15 protein-coding genes are annotated in these 16,578 nt (G+C 69.6%); 9 read left to right on the forward strand and 6 right to left on the reverse strand.

The features are described 5' to 3' along the window. Nucleotides 1-19 precede the first annotated feature (19 nt). From IGS68_RS16970 to IGS68_RS16995, 6 genes are all read right to left on the reverse strand, one after another. Nucleotides 20-799, reverse strand: a complete 780-nt coding sequence (locus IGS68_RS16970) for an SDR family oxidoreductase (RefSeq protein ID WP_201071566.1) — start codon at nt 797-799, stop codon at nt 20-22. A 101-nt stretch (nt 800-900) separates the two neighbouring features. Beyond that, complete coding sequence (locus IGS68_RS16975; RefSeq protein WP_201071568.1) at nt 901-1,089, reverse strand: hypothetical protein; 189 nt, start codon at nt 1,087-1,089, stop codon at nt 901-903. 166 nt (nt 1,090-1,255) lie between these two features. Further along, the gene (locus IGS68_RS16980; protein ID WP_201071585.1) at nt 1,256-1,507 is read right to left on the reverse strand and encodes a toxin-antitoxin system HicB family antitoxin; all 252 of its coding nucleotides are present in this window, start codon (nt 1,505-1,507) and stop codon (nt 1,256-1,258) included. Then, on the reverse strand, nt 1,504-1,929 hold the full coding sequence (locus tag IGS68_RS16985; RefSeq protein WP_247880932.1) for a putative toxin-antitoxin system toxin component, PIN family: 426 nt from the start codon (nt 1,927-1,929) through the stop codon (nt 1,504-1,506). Before IGS68_RS16985 ends, IGS68_RS16980 begins: the two co-directional genes overlap by 4 nt. Before the next feature lie 311 nt (nt 1,930-2,240). Then, nucleotides 2,241-3,641, reverse strand: a complete 1,401-nt coding sequence (gene ppsR, locus IGS68_RS16990) for a transcriptional regulator PpsR (RefSeq protein WP_201071593.1) — start codon at nt 3,639-3,641, stop codon at nt 2,241-2,243. A gap of 246 nt (nt 3,642-3,887) precedes the next feature. Next, nucleotides 3,888-4,799: a cobalamin B12-binding domain-containing protein gene (locus IGS68_RS16995; RefSeq protein WP_201071595.1), complete on the reverse strand. Its 912-nt coding sequence runs from the start codon at nt 4,797-4,799 to the stop codon at nt 3,888-3,890. A gap of 276 nt (nt 4,800-5,075) precedes the next feature. On the opposite strand from IGS68_RS16995, the gene bchF reads away from it, so the two are divergent. The 9 genes from bchF to puhB are packed head-to-tail and all read left to right on the forward strand — an operon-like array spanning nt 5,076 to nt 16,571. Continuing rightward, nucleotides 5,076-5,615 carry a 2-vinyl bacteriochlorophyllide hydratase gene (gene bchF / locus IGS68_RS17000; protein ID WP_201071597.1) on the forward strand — a complete coding sequence of 180 codons (540 nt, stop codon included), beginning with the start codon at nt 5,076-5,078 and terminating at the stop codon, nt 5,613-5,615. Then, nucleotides 5,612-6,898 (forward strand): ferredoxin:protochlorophyllide reductase (ATP-dependent) subunit N, encoded by a 1,287-nt coding sequence (locus IGS68_RS17005; RefSeq protein ID WP_247880933.1) that lies wholly within the window; start codon nt 5,612-5,614, stop codon nt 6,896-6,898. The genes bchF and IGS68_RS17005 overlap by 4 nt, the downstream gene beginning before the upstream one ends. Beyond that, on the forward strand, nt 6,889-8,403 hold the full coding sequence (gene bchB, locus IGS68_RS17010) for a ferredoxin:protochlorophyllide reductase (ATP-dependent) subunit B (protein WP_201071599.1): 1,515 nt from the start codon (nt 6,889-6,891) through the stop codon (nt 8,401-8,403). The genes IGS68_RS17005 and bchB overlap by 10 nt, the downstream gene beginning before the upstream one ends. Next, complete coding sequence (locus IGS68_RS17015) at nt 8,378-12,070, forward strand: magnesium chelatase subunit H (protein WP_201071609.1); 3,693 nt, start codon at nt 8,378-8,380, stop codon at nt 12,068-12,070. The genes bchB and IGS68_RS17015 overlap by 26 nt, the downstream gene beginning before the upstream one ends. Then, nucleotides 12,067-12,951 carry a ferredoxin:protochlorophyllide reductase (ATP-dependent) iron-sulfur ATP-binding protein gene (gene bchL, locus IGS68_RS17020; RefSeq protein WP_201071612.1) on the forward strand — a complete coding sequence of 295 codons (885 nt, stop codon included), beginning with the start codon at nt 12,067-12,069 and terminating at the stop codon, nt 12,949-12,951. Before IGS68_RS17015 ends, bchL begins: the two co-directional genes overlap by 4 nt. Then, complete coding sequence (gene bchM / locus IGS68_RS17025; protein WP_201071615.1) at nt 12,951-13,640, forward strand: magnesium protoporphyrin IX methyltransferase; 690 nt, start codon at nt 12,951-12,953, stop codon at nt 13,638-13,640. The genes bchL and bchM overlap by 1 nt, the downstream gene beginning before the upstream one ends. Beyond that, complete coding sequence (locus tag IGS68_RS17030; RefSeq protein ID WP_201071618.1) at nt 13,633-15,057, forward strand: BCD family MFS transporter; 1,425 nt, start codon at nt 13,633-13,635, stop codon at nt 15,055-15,057. Before bchM ends, IGS68_RS17030 begins: the two co-directional genes overlap by 8 nt. Before the next feature lie 39 nt (nt 15,058-15,096). Next, nucleotides 15,097-15,882: a photosynthetic reaction center subunit H gene (gene puhA, locus IGS68_RS17035; protein ID WP_201071620.1), complete on the forward strand. Its 786-nt coding sequence runs from the start codon at nt 15,097-15,099 to the stop codon at nt 15,880-15,882. Further along, on the forward strand, nt 15,879-16,571 hold the full coding sequence (puhB, locus tag IGS68_RS17040) for a photosynthetic complex putative assembly protein PuhB (protein ID WP_201071622.1): 693 nt from the start codon (nt 15,879-15,881) through the stop codon (nt 16,569-16,571). The genes puhA and puhB overlap by 4 nt, the downstream gene beginning before the upstream one ends. The last annotated feature ends 7 nt before the right edge of the window (nt 16,572-16,578 follow it).

Genomic DNA, 16,578 nt, shown 5'->3' on the forward strand with positions numbered 1-16,578 from the left:
CGGACCCGGGACAGTCAGGTCAGAGGATGCCGTGGTAGGCGCCTCCGTCGATCAGCAGGCTCTGGCCGGTGATGTAGCCGGCATGGGCGGAGCACAGGAAGGCGCAGGCCTTGCCGAACTCCGACGGATCGCCGAACCGGCGGGCCGGGATCTCGGCGCGGCGCTGGTCGGCGAACTCCTCCACGGCGACGCCCTGGGCCTTCGCCCCGCCCTCCAGCCCGGTGCGGAGCCGGCGGGTATCGAACGAGCCCGGCAGGACGAAATTGATCGTCACGTTGGCGTGGGCGACCGACCGGGCGACGCCGGCCAGAAAGCCGGTCAGGCCGGCGCGGGCGCCGCTCGACAGGTCCAGCCCGGTCAGCGGCATCTTGACGGACGCCGAGGTGATGTTGACGATCCGGCCGAACTTCCGCTCGACCATGCCGTCGATCACGCGCTGGACCAGTTCGATCGGGGTCACCATGTTGCCGATGACCCCGGCGACCATGGCGTCGCGGTCGATCTCGCGAAAGTCGCGGCGCGGCGGGCCGCCGTTGTTGTTGACCAGGATGTCCACGGCCGGCACCGCGGCGAGCAGGGCGTCCTGCCCCTCGCGGGTCGCCACGTCGGCGGCGACCGCGATGACGGTGCCGCCGGTTTCCTTCCGGATCTCCTCGGCGGTCCTGTCCAGGACGGCCTGGTCGCGGCCGTTCACCACGACGGTGCATCCGGCGCGCGCCAGTTCCAGGGCGCAGGCGCGGCCAAGGCCCTGGCTGGACGCGCACACGACGGCGTTCCGTCCGCTCAGTCCGAGATCCATGGCAAGTCTCCTCCTTTTTTGAATGCTCGGGCTCCGGCCCGAGGCGACGAGGGTGTTGGACCCGGCGAGGATTATCAAGCCATGGTTCGGTATCGCAGGGATCAGGCCGCCCGAAGGGCTGCCGGGGCCGCCCGAAGGGCTGCAGGGGCCGCCGGTCGAGCGCGCCGCTCCGGACGGCACGACCCGGCCGCCACGGCGTCGAAGCCCTCGGCCACGATGTCGATCAGCGCGGTGTCGGTGACGATCTCCAGGTCGATGCCGGGATGGCGCTTCAGGAACGGCGCCACCATGGGGCGAGGACCAGCTGGGCCGCCGGAGCGGGCGGCCGCTATCCCCGCGAGCAGCTCGCCCACATGGACAGCGAGAAGGCCTGATCGTTTGCGACGACCACGCCCTTTCCTCCCGGCCCCTCTCCCCGAGGGAAGAGCCGCGGCAGAAGGGGCAAGCCGGGCTCGATCAAGCAGGATCGAGTCGGTCGTCGTCGCGGGGCTGGTTTCCGACACCGGAGCGAGCCAGGATTTCCTTGGCCCGGCCGCGTTCGGCACGGGAACCGCGGGCAGCGAAGTAACGCGCTGCCTCGGCTTGAGCCCCGACCCGCGCCGCCAGCGCTGTCGCGATATACTGGTTGAGGCTGACGCCGGCGGCTTCCGCCTGGGCTGCGGCCTCCTTCTTCAGGTCTTCGGGAATGCGCAAGGGGAAACTGCTCATGAGTACATCCTCCTGAGGACATCCGCGGGGCGCCCGACGGTAATGCCGAACGGGGCGGCACCAGCCGCCATGTCGGAAAGGTTGAAGCTGGCGATCATGTCGGCTGCCCCGTTTATAGCGGTTTCCAACACGAGGTCGTCGTCCGGATCAAGGGCGCCGGGACGCCAGCGGTATCTGAAGGAGACAGGTACGCAGAGGCCTGCGATCTCATCCAGAACGCCCAGGACATCAGCGATGCCGATGCCGAATTTCGCCAGATTGCCCGGCCGCGTCAACACCGCCTCATACTCCACCATCAGCGTGGTCGACATGAGGAATTGCGCCTCACCCTCGAGCATCTTCAGCAGAAGATGGCGTGAGGCACCAGCCGGGCTGTGAAAAGCCGCGAACATGACATCGGTATCGAGAACCAGCTTCAACATGGAGGAAGCATAGGCGACATCACCCGTGACGTCAACGCGATGACATCGCATGTGACATCACGGGACGACGAGAAGGCCTGATCGACTTATCGTCGGGTCACGATGAGTTCGGCCGGTCCGTCGTAGGTCGGCCTCGGCCGAAGGCCGACGCCGACATCGTGGCCGGAACGTTGACGCAGGGTGTCGGCGTTCGCCCCGACGGGCGAAGGCCGACCTACGCCACTCCGTTCCGCAGAACTCATCAAAATCAATGTGCAGGACCAATAGAGGATATCAACGGTGCTCGCCGAAGCCCGGCATTTCCCGGCCGATCACTCCCCGCTTTCCAGATCTCCCAGGCCGTAGCGCCGCAGCTTGACGTAGAGACTCTGCCGGCTGAGGCCGAGGATCTCGGCGGCGGAGGCGCGGTTGTCGCCGGTCAGCTCCAGGGCGGCCTCGATGCACAGGCGCTCGATCACGTCGGTGGTCTCGCGCACCAGGTCCTTGAGCGGCACGCGGCCGACCAGCTCGGTCAGCTGCTCGACGGCGCGGGGCAGCTCCTTCTTCCGGGTCTCGGTCGCCAGCCGGCGGCCGACGTCGCGGATGGCGAAGCCGAAGCAGGGCTGGCCGGAGCCGGGCACCGTGCCGGCGGATACCTCGATCTCGGTTCCGGCGCCGTACTCGCCGTGGAAGGTGGTGGCGTACAGGCGGACGGAGCCGTGCTGTCGCAGGTTCGCCATCAGCACGCCCAGGTCGACGCCGGGCCGCCCAAGCCAGCGTTCCAGCGACTGACCGCGCGCCTGCTCCTCCGCGGCGAGCTGGGCGAGGTCCAGGAAGGCCGCGTTGGCCTCCAGGATGCGGCCTTCGTCGTCGGTCACGACGAAACCGTCGGGCATGCTTTCGACGACCTGGAGCTGGTGCGGCTGGATCTCGGACGGGGCGGCCCGGTCGGCCGTCAGGGGAATCAGCCGCACGAGGAAGAGCGACGCGGCATCCTGGCGGAACAGCGAGCAGGTCACCTGGAGCTCCCTGCCGAAGCCGGTCCTGGCCTGACCCTCGTCCGCCCGGCCGGTGGCCCGCACGCCGGCCATCAGAAGCTGGAGCGCCGGCGCGTCGGCGGGGTCGAGGGCTTCGATCAGCGTGCGGCCGGCCACCCCGCCGACCGCGTGGCCCAGCAGGGCGTCGGCGGCGGGGTTCGCCTCGATGATCTTGTAGGTGCCGGCGTCGACGATGACGATCGCCTCGTGGGTCATCTGGAACAGCAGGCGATAGCGCATCTCGACATGGCGCAGGCGCGCATAGTCCCGCTCCATGGACTGCTGCGCCTCGACCAGCCGTTGCTGGAGCGCGGCCGACGGGCGAAGGTCGCGGCCGATCGCCACCATCTTGCCCTCGGCGCCGATCCGGACGACGGAATACTGGATCGGGATGTCGGCGCTGCGCGGCAGCGGATGGTTGACGTGGCGCCAGCGCGGCGTGGCGCCTGCCTGCGCGTCGCGCAGCATGGCCTCGACCTTGATTCGGCTTTCGACGGTGACGGTGTCGAGCCAGGAACGGCCGATCCACTGGTCCGCCCAGTCGCGCGGCAGGTCGTCGTTGCCGTAGGTCAGGTCACGGATCACGCCCTTGACGTCAAGGACCAGCGCGATGTCCCCGGCGGACGCGACCAGGGCCGCCACGGCCTCGGCGTCCAGCTTCTCGAACGACTCCTTTGGAGCTTTGAAGTGCTTCACGGGAGGCGAGACCTTCGGGCCCGAAGGATTGAAGTCAGCGCCTGCGGGCCTGGGGCCGGCTTGGCTGTCAAGCGGCCCGGCGAGTTCGGCTGACGCCTTGGATCTCACCATTTAGGGCATCCCGGGAAAATTTGTCAAGTAAGGTTGACGTAAAAAAACATTGACAATAGAAACCACAGTCGCGCCCCGCACGTCATAAAAATGACTCAGACCCGTCCCCTTAACGGTCTGACCATAAAAAGAGTTTCAGCTTTGTTTTGTGACGAGCGCAAGAAGATTTTCGGCCTGCAGCGGAGCCTCGCGGGCGTCCGCGGCGGTGGCATCGGCACCGACCAGAGCCACCAGTCCGGGATTCATGACAAAAATAGGTCCGCCGACCATGATGCCGACGGCGGGGTTGCGCGAGGCGCGGCGGATCAGCCGGATGGTGGAGGCAAGGGCTTCGACCTGGACCTCGCAGCTCACCGACAGGCCGACGACGGAGAACCACTGGCTGCGCACGGTCCTGATCAGTTCGTCGCGGGCGACCGGCGAGCCGGTGGTGACGTCCCACCGCGCCCGCCGGAAGAACTCGGCGACCATGGAGATGCCGAAAGTGTGCTGGCCGCCCGGCACGCTCATCAGAAGCGCGCGGCGCCCGTCGTCGCGGACGGAAGCCTCGTTCAGGAAGGCCGGGCTGAAGTCGCGCAGCACCTGCTGCAACCGGCAGAGGCCGATGGTCACGTCGCCGAAATGGCAGATGTCGTTGGTCCAGAGATCGCCCAGATGGCGCGCCGCCGGCGCCAGCAGGTCGAGATAGAGCGATTCCAGGGGAACGCCGCGGGACTCGATGGACCGCACGAAGTTCGACGCGACCCGGAACCGGTCCTTCAGCAGCAGCGACGACAGCTCCAGCACGTCATCGACGCATGGCGCCGGTTCGAGGCCCGCCGACAGCGGCACCGGGACCACCAGCGGTTCCGGAGGCGATCGGTGTGCCAGGATAAGGCGCGGAACAATTTCCGCTTCGACAGTGTCAATCAAACCGGCCAAAAGCTGGCCGGGCCGGCCGTGCCCCGCGACGACCCGAGCGTCGATTTCCGTGCTCTCGGCGACCGGAGCACACTCGACCTCTTCCCAGGCCCTCCCTGAAACGACCCGTTCGAGCGAGTCATTCATTTTTTGCTCCCTGAGGATTGGGACGAGCGTACGCTCATGCTTAATACCCCTCAACCACAATTCCGGTAAGGTTATTATCCTCGATATAGATCATGGGTCGGATGAATGCCCTCGGCGAGCTTCGGCGGATGAAAGTGTCAATTGGGATTGACGTATATCTGTGTTGACGGTGTCAAGGATAAGGTTTAGCGTTTCAGTCCAAGCAAGGGAGCAGGTCGAGGGCGGGCGAAAACCCGCTCCGGGCGTCAGCCGGCCGGCTCCAGTGGGAGAAACGCCATGCACCATCCCGGACACGATCCCGGGCAGGCCTCTCCGACCCGGCACGGTCGAAGGCAGCCCCTCTATACCGCCGAGGAACGGCTGAAACGGGACGCGTCCCCCTGGACGCTGGTCCAGGGCATCCTGGCCCCCGTGCAATTCGCGGTCTTCCTGGTCAGCCTGGCCCTGGTGCTGCGCTATCTCTCCACCGGCGAGGGCGAGGGAGCGGCCTCCGTCTCCATCGTCCTCAAGACGCTGACGCTCTACGCCATCATGATCACCGGCTCGATCTGGGAGCGGGAGGTGTTCGGGCGCTACCTGTTCGCCCCGGCCTTCTACTGGGAGGACGTGTTCAGCATCCTGGTGCTGGCGCTCCATACCGCCTATCTCGCGGCGCTCGCGACCGGGGCGCTCGACGTGCGCTCCCAGATGTATCTGGCCCTCGCTGCCTATGCGACATACGTGATCAACGCGACCCAGTTCCTGCTGAAGCTTCGCGCCGCCCGGCTCGACGAGGCGGCGGGAGCCCGGCTGCGGCATGCGGGAGCCGCGCCGTGACGGCGGCCCTGGCCGATCCGGTCCCGGTGCTGCGCGAGCGCGGCCAGCGGGAAGTGTTCTGCGGGCTGACCGGGATCGTCTGGCTGCACCGCAAGATCCAGGACGCCTTCTTCCTGGTGGTCGGGTCCCGCACCTGCGCGCACCTGATCCAGTCCGCCGCCGGGGTGATGATCTTCGCCGAGCCGCGCTTCGCCACGGCGATCATCGAGGAACGCGACCTCGCCGGCCTCGCCGACATGAACGAGGAGCTGGACCGGGTGGTGGACCAGCTCCTGGCGCGGCGGCCCGACATAAGGCTGCTGTTCCTGGTCGGCTCCTGCCCGTCGGAGGTGATCAAGCTGGATCTCGGCCGGGCCGCTGCCCGCCTGTCGCTGCGGCACCGGCCGGCGGTGCGGATCCTCAGCTATTCCGGCAGCGGGATCGAGACGACCTTCACCCAGGGCGAGGACGCCTGCCTGGCGGCCCTGGTGCCGGAGCTTCCGCGCGAGGAAGGGAAGTCCCTGCTGGTGGTCGGTTCGCTGGCCGAGGTGGTCGAGGACCAGTTCAGGCGGATCTTCGCGGACCTGGAAATCGGCCCGGTCCGCTTCCTGCCGCCCCGCCGGGCCGAAGACCTGCCGCCGGTCGGGCCGGAAACCTCTTTCCTTCTGGCACAGCCTTTTCTCGGAGAAACCGCGCGGACCCTGGAGGAGCGCGGTGCGACCAGGCTCGAAGCCCCCTTCCCGCTCGGTGCGGAAGGCACCACGGGATGGCTCGCCGCCGCGGCGGCCGCGTGGCGGATCGAGCCCGACCGCTTCCGGGACGTGATCTCCCCCTGCCGCGAAAGATCGCGGAACGCGCTTGCCCGCTACCGTGCCGAACTGGCGGGCAAGCGCGTTTTCTTTTTCCCGGACAGCCAGCTCGAAGTGCCGCTGGCCCGATTCCTGTCGTCCGAACTGGGGATGGAGCTGGTCGAGGTCGGAACCCCCTATCTGCACCGCCGCCACCTGGCGGAGGAACTGGCGCTGCTGCCACCCGGCACCCTGCTGAGCGAGGGCCAGCATGTGGAACGCCAGCTCGACCGCTGCCGGGCCGCCAGGCCGGACATCACCGTCTGCGGCCTCGGCCTCGCCAACCCGCTGGAGGCGGAGGGGCTGACGACCAAGTGGTCGATCGAGCTGGTCTTCACCCCGATCCACGGTTACGAGCAGGCCGCCGACCTGGCCGGCCTGTTCGCCCGGCCGCTGCGCCGCAGGGAAGCCCTTTCCGGAATGCCGATGGCCGGAGGAGCCGCGCCATGCAGCTGACGCTCTGGACCTACGAGGCTCCCCCCCATGTGGGCGCGATGCGGATCGCCACGGCGATGGAGGGCGTCCACTACGTGCTCCACGCGCCGCAGGGGGACACCTATGCCGACCTCCTCTTCACCATGATCGAGCGGCAGGCCAAGCGCCCGCCGGTGACCTACACCACCTTCCAGGCGCGCGACCTGGGCGGCGATACCGCCGAGCTGTTCAAGACGGCGGTGGCGGAGGCCTATGAACGGTTCCGGCCACAGGCGCTGATCGTCGGCGCCTCCTGCACGGCCGAGCTGATCCAGGACGACCCGGGCGGCCTCGCCCGCGCGCTGGACCTGCCGGTGCCGGTGGTCCCGCTGGAGCTGCCGGCCTACCAGAAGAAGGAGAACTGGGGCGCCGCGGAGACCTTCTACCGGCTGGTCCGGGCGCTGGCCGACCCGGCCTGCCCGCGCCATGCCGGGGGGCGTCCGCGCTGCAACCTGCTGGGGCCGGCGGCCCTGGGCTTCCGGCACCGAGACGACGTGACGGAGATCGCCGCCCTGCTCGACCGGATCGGGGTCGATGTCGGCGTGGTGGCGCCGCTGGGCGCCTCGCCGGCCGACCTCGCACGGCTGGGCGAAGCCGATTTCAACGTCGTGCTCTATCCGGAGATCGCCTCGACCGCCGCCCGATGGCTCCAGAAGACCTTCGGCCAGCCGATCGTCGCGACGGTGCCGATCGGCGTCGGCGCCACCCGCGACTTCGTCGCCGAGGTGGCGCGGGTGGCCGGCCTCCCGGCGGACGTGGCGGCGGGAGCGTCGCGGCTGCCCTGGTACTCGCACTCGGTGGACAGCACCTACCTGACCGGCAAGCGGGTCTTCATCTTCGGCGACGCGACGCACGCGATCGCCGCGGCGCGGATCGCGCGGGACGAGTTGGGCTTCACGGTCGCCGGGCTGGGCACCTACGGCCGGGAGTTCGCCCGCGAGGTGCGCGAGGCGGCGGCCCACCACGGCGTCGAGGCGCTGGTGACCGACGACTACCTGGAGGTCGAGGCCAGGGTCGCCGAGCTTCAGCCCGACCTGGTTCTCGGCACCCAGATGGAGCGCCATGTCGCCAAGCGCCTGGGCATCCCCTGCGCGGTGATCTCCGCCCCCGTCCATGTCCAGGACTTCCCCGCGCGCCACTCGCCCCAGATGGGGTTCGAGGGTGCCAACGTGATCTTCGACACCTGGGTCCACCCGCTGATGATGGGCCTGGAGGAGCATCTGCTGACGATGTTCCGCGAGGATTTCGAGTTCCACGGCGAGGCCGCCCCGTCCCATCTCGGCACCGCCGCAACACCGGATCGGAAGCCGGATCCCGCCCCGCACTCCGCCGGCTGGGCTCCAGACGCCGAGCGGGAGCTACGCAAGGTGCCGTTCTTCGTCCGCGGCAAGGCCCGCCGCAACACCGAACGCTTCGCCCGCGAGCAGGGCATAGCGCTCATCACCGTCGAGACGCTGTACCATGCCAAAGCCCATTTCAGCTCCTGACCCCGTTCCGGTCCGTATCGTGATCGTCACGCTGGACAACCATCTGGCGGGCGCGACCGAACGGGCGCGGCGGAGCGTGGCGCGGGAGGTTCCCGGCCTGGAGGTGACCCTGCACGCCGCGGCGGAATGGGGCACCGATCCCGGGTCGGCCGAGCGGTGCCGGGCGGACATCGCCGAAGCCGACATCGTGATCGCCAACATGCTGTTCATGGAGGACCATATCCAGGCCGTCCTCCCCGCCCTCCAGGCCCGGCGCGACGGCTGCGACGCCATGGTGGTCTGCATGTCGGCGGGAGAGGTGATCCGGCTGACCCGGATCGGCCGCTTCACCATGACCGGCAACGAGCGCGGCCCGCTGGCCTTCCTGAAGCGCCTGCGCGGCGCCAGGAAGGAGGGCGGCAGCTCGGGCGCCCGGCAGATGGCGATGCTTCGGCGCATCCCGAAGATCCTGCGCTTCATCCCCGGAACGGCGCAGGACGTGCGGGCCTATTTCCTGACGCTGCAATACTGGCTGTGCGGGTCCGACGAGAACGTGGCGCAGATGCTGCGCTTCCTGATCGACCGCTACGCCGACGGCGAGCGCCGGCACCTGCGCGGCACGCTGAGGGCGGCCCCGCCGGTCGAGTATCCGGACGTCGGCGTCTACCACCCGGCCATGAACCCGCCGATGGCCGACGGCGCGGACCGGCTGCCGGCGGCGCCGAAGGATTGCCGGGGCACCGTGGGTCTGCTGGTCATGCGATCCTACCTGCTGCCGGGCAACACGGCCCATTACGACGGGGTGATCGCGGCGCTGGAGTCGCGCGGGCTGCGGGTGCTCCCGGCCTTCGCCAGCGGGCTGGACGCCCGGCCGGCGGTCGAGCGGTTCTTCCTGAAGGACGGCAAGCCGGTGGTGGACGCGGTCGTGTCGATGACCGGCTTCTCCCTGGTCGGCGGCCCGGCCTACAACGACGCCAAGGCGGCGGAAGCCATGCTGGCGGGGCTGGACGTGCCCTATGTCGCGGCCCACGCGGTGGAGTTCCAGACCCTGGAGCAGTGGGAGTCCTCGGACCGGGGGCTGATGCCGGTGGAGGCGACCATGATGGTCGCGATCCCGGAACTGGACGGCGGCACCGGCGCCATGCTGTTCGGCGGGCGCTCCTCCTCCGCTCCGCCGGAGCGGGCGCGCGACATGCAGGTGCATGGGGAGCGCGCCGCGGCGCTGGCCGGCCGGGTCGAGCGGCTGGTCGCCCTGCGCCGGACCCCGGCGGCCGAGCGCCGGGTCGCGGTGGTGCTGTTCAACTTCCCGCCCAACGCCGGGGCGGTCGGCACCGCGGCCTATCTCGGCGTCTTCGAATCCCTGCACAACACGCTGAAGGGGCTGGCGCGGGCCGGCTACACGGTCGAAGTGCCGGAGACCGTCGATGCGCTGCGCGAGCGGATCATCGCGGGCAACGCGGCGCGGTTCGGCGCCGACGCCAACGTGCAGGCGCGCATCCCCGTGGACGACCATGTCCGGCGGGAACGCTGGCTGGGCGAGATCGAGGCCCAGTGGGGTCCGGCGCCGGGGCGGCAACAGACCGACGGGTCCAGCCTTCTGGTCCTCGGCGAGCGGTTCGGCAACGTGCTGGTCGGCTTGCAGCCGGGCTTCGGCTACGAGGGCGACCCGATGCGGCTGCTGTTCGAGAAGGGCTTCGCGCCGACCCACGCCTTCTCCGCCTTCTACCGCTACCTGCGGGAGGATTTCGCGGCCCATGCGGTGCTGCATTTCGGAACCCACGGCGCCCTGGAGTTCATGCCGGGCAAGCAGACCGCGCTGTCCTCGGGCTGCTGGCCGGACCGGCTGCTGGGCGACCTGCCGAACTTCTATCTCTACGCCGCCAACAATCCGTCGGAAGGCACGATCGCCAAGCGCCGGACGGCGGCGACCCTGATCAGCTACCTGACTCCTCCGGTCGCCCAGGCCGGCCTCTATCGCGGGCTGCTGGAGCTGAAATCCTCGATCGAGAGCTGGCGGGCGCTGACTCCGGAGATCCAGGCCGACCGGGCGCACCTGGCCGGCGTGATCCAGGCGCAGGCGGCCGCCGTGGACCTGGCCCAGGCTGAACCGGCCTGGACCGATCCGGAGCGGGAAATCGCGGCGTTGACCCAAGCGATCCTGGAGATGGAATACACCCTGATCCCCTACGGCCTCCATGTGGTCGGCGAGCCTCCGTCCGCTCCCGAGCGGGTGGACCTGCTGCTCGCCATGGCGGAATCGGCCCACGGCGCCAGCCCGGCCCGCGCCGACATCGAGGCGCTGGTGGCGGGACGGCCGCCGGAGGAGATCACGCAGGACCAGGCCGCGTTGGCGCTGTACCGCGACCTGGCGGCGAGCGACCTGTTGCTGGCCGAGGACCACGAGCTCGCCTCGATCCTGCACGCGCTGGACGGCGGGTTCATCCGGCCGACGCCGGGCGGCGACCTGCTGCGGACGCCTGCGATCCTGCCGACCGGCCGCAACATCCACGGCTTCGACCCCTACCGCATCCCCAGCGCCTTCGCGGTGGCGGACGGCGCCCGGCAGGCGGGCCGCCTGCTCGCCCGCCACCAGGCGGAGGGCAACGGCTTCCCGGAAACCGTCGCCTTCGTGCTGTGGGGGACCGACAACCTGAAGAGCGAGGGCGGCCCGATCGCCCAGGTGCTGGCGCTGATCGGCGCCCGGCCCCGGTTCGACAGCTACGGAAGGCTATGCGGTGCCGAGCTGATCCCGCTCGACGAATTGGGCCGGCCCCGGGTGGACGTGGTGCTGACCCTGTCCGGCATCTTCCGCGACCTGCTGCCGCTCCAGATCAAGCTGCTGGCCGAAGCCTGCTTCCTGGCGGCCGGCGCCGACGAGCCCCTGGACCTGAACTTCGTGCGGAAGCACACGCTGGATCACCAGCGCACCCACGGCTGCGACTTCGAGACGGCGGCGCTGCGGGTCTTCAGCAATGCCGACGGCACCTACGGCTCCAACCTGAACCACATGGTGGACAGCGGCTGCTGGACCGAGGAGGACGAGCTGGCCGAGGCCTTCACCCGGCGGAAATGCTTCGCCTACGGCCGGTCGGGCATCCCGGTCAAACAGGCGGAGCTGATGCAGACGCTGCTGGCCGGGGTCGATCTCGCCTACCAGAACCTGGAGTCGGTCGAGCTGGGCGTCACCACCATCGACCATTATTTCGACAATCTCGGCGGCATCAGCCGGGCGGTCGGGCGGGCCACCGGGACGACGGTCCCGGTCTATATCGGCGACCAGACCCGCGGCGAAGGCACCGTGCGCACCCTGTCCGAACAGGTGGCGCTGGAGGTCAGGACCCGCGTGCTGAACCCCAAATGGTACGAGGGCATGCTGAAGCACGGCTTCGAGGGCGTGCGCCAGATCGAGGCCCACGTGACCAATACCCTGGGCTGGTCCGCCACGACGGGACAGGTGGCGCCCTGGGTCTACCAGCAGCTCACCCAGACCTACCTGCTCGACGAGGAGATGCGCGATCGCCTCGCCGAACTCAATCCCAAGGCGTCGGCGCGGGTCGCCAACCGCCTGATCGAGGCGCACGAGCGGCGTTACTGGTCGCCGGACGAAACCATGCTGGCGGCCCTGCGGCAGGCCGGCGAGACCCTGGAAGACCGCCTGGAAGGCATCAGCGAAAAGGCAGCGGCATGACCACCACTCTCCTAAGGCGCCCGGACGGCGAAGGCAGCGTCCAGGTCAAGCTGGACCCGAGCGTCAGGATCGAGGGGGCGAAAGTCTTCGCGGTCTACGGCAAGGGCGGCATCGGCAAGAGCACGACCTCGTCCAACCTGTCGGTCGCCTTCTCCAAGCTGGGCAAGCGGGTGCTCCAGATCGGATGCGATCCCAAGCACGACAGCACCTTCACGCTGACCAAGCGGCTGGTCCCCACGGTGATCGACATCCTGGAGACGGTGAATTTCCATTCGGAGGAGCTTCGGCCCGAGGATTTCGTGTTCGAGGGCTACAACGGCGTGATGTGCGTCGAGGCCGGCGGGCCGCCGGCGGGAACCGGCTGCGGCGGCTACGTGGTCGGCCAGACGGTCAAGCTCCTGAAGGAGCATCACCTGCTCGACGACACCGACGTGGTGATCTTCGACGTGCTGGGCGACGTGGTGTGCGGCGGCTTCGCGGCCCCGCTCCAGCATGCCGACCGGGCGCTGATCGTCACCGCCAACGACTTCGACAGCATCTTCGCGATGAACCGCATCGTCGCGGCGATCCACGCCAAGGCGCGCAACTACGACGTCCGGCTGGGCGGCGTGATCGCCAACCGGAGCGCCGGGACCGACCAGATCGACCGCTTCAACGCCGTCGTCGGGCTGGAGACGCTGGCCCGCTTCCCCGACCTGGACGCGATCCGGCGCAGCCGGCTGAAGAAGGCGACCCTGTTCGAGATGGAGCCCTCGCCGGAACTGGAGGCGGTCCAGGCGGAGTATCTGCGGCTGGCGGCCACGCTGTGGGCCGGGACCGAGCCGCTGGCGCCCCGGCCCCTGAAGGACCGGGACATCTTCGATCTGCTGGGGTTCGACTGATGCACAGCGTCTCCTACATCGAACGCCGCGACAGGCTGGAGACCTATTTCGACCGCACCGCGGTGGAGGCCTGGTCCCGCCTGACCTCCGACGCGCCGGTCGGGCGCATCCGGGCGACGGTTCGGAAAGGCCGCGACGGCATGCGGAACACGCTGCTGGGCTGGCTGCCGCAGGACCTGACGGGACGGCGCCTGCTGGACGCTGGCTGCGGCACCGGCATGCTGGCGCTGGAGGCGGCCCGGCGCGGCGCGGAGGTGGTCGCGATCGACCTGTCGCCGACGCTGGTCGGGCTGGCGCGGGAGCGGATGCCTTCGGGGCTGCACGTCGATTTCCGGGTCGGCGACATGCTGGACCCCGGCCTCGGCCGGTTCGACCATGTGGTGGCGATGGACTCGCTGATCCATTACCGCGCGCCCGACATGGCACGGGCGGTGAAGGCCCTGGCCGACCGCACCCGCGGCTCGGTCCTGTTCACCTTCGCGCCGCGCACCCCGGCGCTGGCGGCGATGCATGCGGTGGGCAAGCTGTTTCCCCGGGGAAACAGGGCGCCGGCGATCGAGCCGGTGCGCGAAGCCGGCCTGCGCCGCCTTCTGGCGTCCGAGGCGAGCCGCTGGCGGCCGTCGCGGACCGAGCGGGTTGCCTGCGGCTTCTACACCTCCCAGGCGCTGGAGCTGGTGCCCGATGATTAAGCGCCAACACCGCGTCTGGACCTTTCTGACACCGCGCCTCCTGCCGTTCGCGGACGCCGCGACGCCGGAACTGCCGCTGGGGCGGCTGCTGCGGCTGTCGCTGTTCCAGGTGTCGGTGGGCATGGCGATCGTGCTGCTGAACGGCACGCTGAACCGGGTCATGGTGGTGGAATTGGGCGTCGCGACCTGGCTGGTCGCGGTCATGGTCGCACTGCCCCTGGTCTTCGCGCCGCTGAGGGCGCTGGTGGGCTTCCGGTCGGACAACCACCGCTCCGTGCTGGGATGGCGGCGGGTGCCCTACATCTGGTTCGGCACGCTGATCCAGTTCGGCGGCTTCGCGATCATGCCCTTCGCCCTGATCATCCTGTCCGGCGACAGCACCAGCCCGACCTATGCCGGCCACGCCGGGGCGGCGCTGGCCTTCCTGATGGTCGGCGCGGGGCTGCACACGACCCAGACCGCCGGGCTGGCGCTGGCGACCGACCTGGCCACTCCCGAGACCCGGCCGCGCGTGGTGGCCCTGCTCTACGTGATGCTGCTGGCCGGGATGGTCGCGAGCGCGCTGGTGTTCGGCTGGCTGCTGGCGGAGTTCTCGCAGCTCCGGCTGATCCAGGTGATCCAGGGGGCCGCCGTCACGACCATGGTCCTGAACCTGATCGCACTCTGGAAGCAGGAGCCGCGCAATCCTGCGGCGACCGCGCCGGACCGCCCCCGCCCCGGCTTCGCCGAATCCTGGCGGGCGTTCCGTCGGGCGGGCCGCGCCGGACGGGTCCTGGTGGCGGTCGGGCTTGGGACGGCAGCCTTCAGCATGCAGGACATCCTGCTGGAACCCTATGGCGGCCAGATCCTGAACCTGAGCGTCGGCCAGACCACCGCGCTGACCGCCTTGCTGGCGGGCGGCACGCTGGGCGGCTTCGCCCTCGCGGCCCGGCGGCTGAACCGGGGAGCCGATCCCTACCGGCTGGCGGCGCTGGGCGTGCTGGTCGGGCTCGCCGCCTTCTCCTGCGTGATCTTCTCCGCCCCGACGGAATCCGCCTTGCTGGTCCGCATCGGCGCCGTGCTGATCGGCTTCGGCAGCGGACTGTTCGTGGTCGGCACGCTGACCGCCGCCATGGCGCTGGCGCGGGAGGGCGAGAGCGGGCTGGCGCTCGGCGCCTGGGGAGCGGTCCAGGCGACCGCTGCCGGCATCGCGATCGCGGCGGGCGGCGGCATCCGCGACCTGGTGTCGAGCCTCGGCACCCAAGGGCTGCTGGGACCCGCCCTGACCGACCCGTCCGTCGGCTACGGCGCAGTCTATTACCTGGAGATCATCCTGCTGTTCGCCACCCTGGCCGCCATCGGACCGCTGGTCCGCAGCACGGCGCAGGCCAGGCCCCGACCACCCGCGGCATTCGGCCTCGCCGAGTTCCCCGGCTAACCCGTCCCGGTCAACAATGTAAACGTGCGGAGGTCACCGATGGAAACAGGAGCCATCACGAGCTACATCGACGTGGCCCAGGTCGTCCTGTACGCGTTCTGGATCTTCTTCGCCGGCCTGATCTACTACCTGCACCAGGAGGACAAGCGGGAAGGCTACCCGCTGGTGTCCGACCGGTCGGAGCGGTCGCCCCGGGTGAAGGTCCAGGGCTACCCGCCGATCCCGGCGCCCAAGATCTTCACCATGCGCGACGGCTCGACCTATTCGGCGCCGCCGGGCAACCCGGACGAGCGCGAGATCGCCGCCCTTCCGTCGGGCCTGTGGCCGGGAGCCCCGCTGGTGCCGACCGGCAACCCGATGGTGGACGGCGTCGGACCGGCGGCCTGGGCGATGCGCGAGGACAAGCCGGAGCTGACGGCCGAGGACGAGAACCGCATCGTCCCGCTGCGGGTCGCCCCCGACTTCTTCATTCCGACCCGCGATCCGAACCCGATCGGCATGGAGGTGATCGCGGCCGACGGCTACGTGGCCGGCGACGTGCGCGAGGCCTGGGTGGACCGGTCCGAGCCGGCGATCCACTATCTGGAGGTCGAGATACCCTCTTCCACCGGGCACAGGATCGTGCTGCTGCCCATGCGGTTCTGCCGGATCGATACCTGGAACCGCAAGGTCAAGGTCAAGTCGATCCTGTCCCACCAGTTCGCCGACGTACCCGCGATCAGGAACCCGAACCAGATCACCAAGCTGGAAGAGGACAAGATCACGGCCTACTACGCCAGCGGGCACCTCTACGCCACGCCCCAGCGCCAGGAGCCGCTGATATGAGGACGGAATACGACACCGAGCCGGTGCCGGGCCTTCCGGAGCCGCTGCCGGCCGGGGAGAGGATGCTGTGGCAGGGCCGGCCGGACTGGAAGTCGCTGGCCCGCCGGGGGCTCCATGTCAACAAGCTGGCGGCCTATTTCGGCGTGCTGCTGGTCTGGCGCGGCGTGGTCCAGGTCCATGACGGTGCTGCTCCCCTGGATGCTGTTCTGTCCACGCTGGGCTTCTTGCCTTGGGCGGCCTGCGCGCTCGGGCTGGTGCTGCTGTTCGCCTGGGGATCGGCGCGCTCCACGATGTACACCGTGACCGACAAGCGGATCGTGATGCGGTTCGGCATCGCGCTGCCGATGGCGCTGAACATCCCGTTCCGGCTGGTCGGCTCCGCCGGGCTGAAGGTCCATGCCGACGGCAGCGGCGACATCCCGCTGGCGCTGACCGAGGGCAACCGGATCGCCTGGCTCCTGCTGTGGCCGCACACCCGCCCGTGGCGGGTCAGCCGTCCCGAGCCGATGCTGCGCGCGATCCCCGAGGCATCCCGCGTCGCCGGCATCCTGGCCGACGCGCTGACTTCCGCCACCGCGGGCGTGCCCGCCGCCAACAACACTGCGGCAACCCATCCGGCCCCCCTTCCGACCGTCGCCCGCCGCCGCAAGGCCCAGCGGGTCGGCGCGCTGGGGAGTGCATCGACATGAGATCCCG

The organism is Skermanella sp. TT6 (genome assembly GCF_016653635.2).
GTDB lineage: Bacteria > Pseudomonadota > Alphaproteobacteria > Azospirillales > Azospirillaceae > Skermanella > Skermanella cutis.

Bases quoted from the DNA above. Each gene is read 5' to 3' on its own strand.
- bchF (WP_201071597.1), top strand. From the start codon at position 5,076: ATGCACCATCCCGGACACGATCCCGGGCAGGCCTCTCCGACCCGGCAC.
- IGS68_RS16995 (WP_201071595.1), bottom strand. From the start codon at position 4,799: ATGAATGACTCGCTCGAACGGGTCGTTTCAGGGAGGGCCTGGGAAGAG.
- IGS68_RS17015 (WP_201071609.1), top strand. From the start codon at position 8,378: ATGCCAAAGCCCATTTCAGCTCCTGACCCCGTTCCGGTCCGTATCGTG.
- bchB (WP_201071599.1), top strand. From the start codon at position 6,889: ATGCAGCTGACGCTCTGGACCTACGAGGCTCCCCCCCATGTGGGCGCG.
- IGS68_RS17030 (WP_201071618.1), top strand. From the start codon at position 13,633: ATGATTAAGCGCCAACACCGCGTCTGGACCTTTCTGACACCGCGCCTC.
- IGS68_RS16970 (WP_201071566.1), bottom strand. From the start codon at position 799: ATGGATCTCGGACTGAGCGGACGGAACGCCGTCGTGTGCGCGTCCAGC.
- bchL (WP_201071612.1), top strand. From the start codon at position 12,067: ATGACCACCACTCTCCTAAGGCGCCCGGACGGCGAAGGCAGCGTCCAG.
- puhB (WP_201071622.1), top strand. From the start codon at position 15,879: ATGAGGACGGAATACGACACCGAGCCGGTGCCGGGCCTTCCGGAGCCG.
- IGS68_RS16985 (WP_247880932.1), bottom strand. From the start codon at position 1,929: ATGTTGAAGCTGGTTCTCGATACCGATGTCATGTTCGCGGCTTTTCAC.
- IGS68_RS16980 (WP_201071585.1), bottom strand. From the start codon at position 1,507: ATGAGCAGTTTCCCCTTGCGCATTCCCGAAGACCTGAAGAAGGAGGCC.
- puhA (WP_201071620.1), top strand. From the start codon at position 15,097: ATGGAAACAGGAGCCATCACGAGCTACATCGACGTGGCCCAGGTCGTC.
- bchM (WP_201071615.1), top strand. From the start codon at position 12,951: ATGCACAGCGTCTCCTACATCGAACGCCGCGACAGGCTGGAGACCTAT.
- IGS68_RS16975 (WP_201071568.1), bottom strand. From the start codon at position 1,089: ATGGTGGCGCCGTTCCTGAAGCGCCATCCCGGCATCGACCTGGAGATC.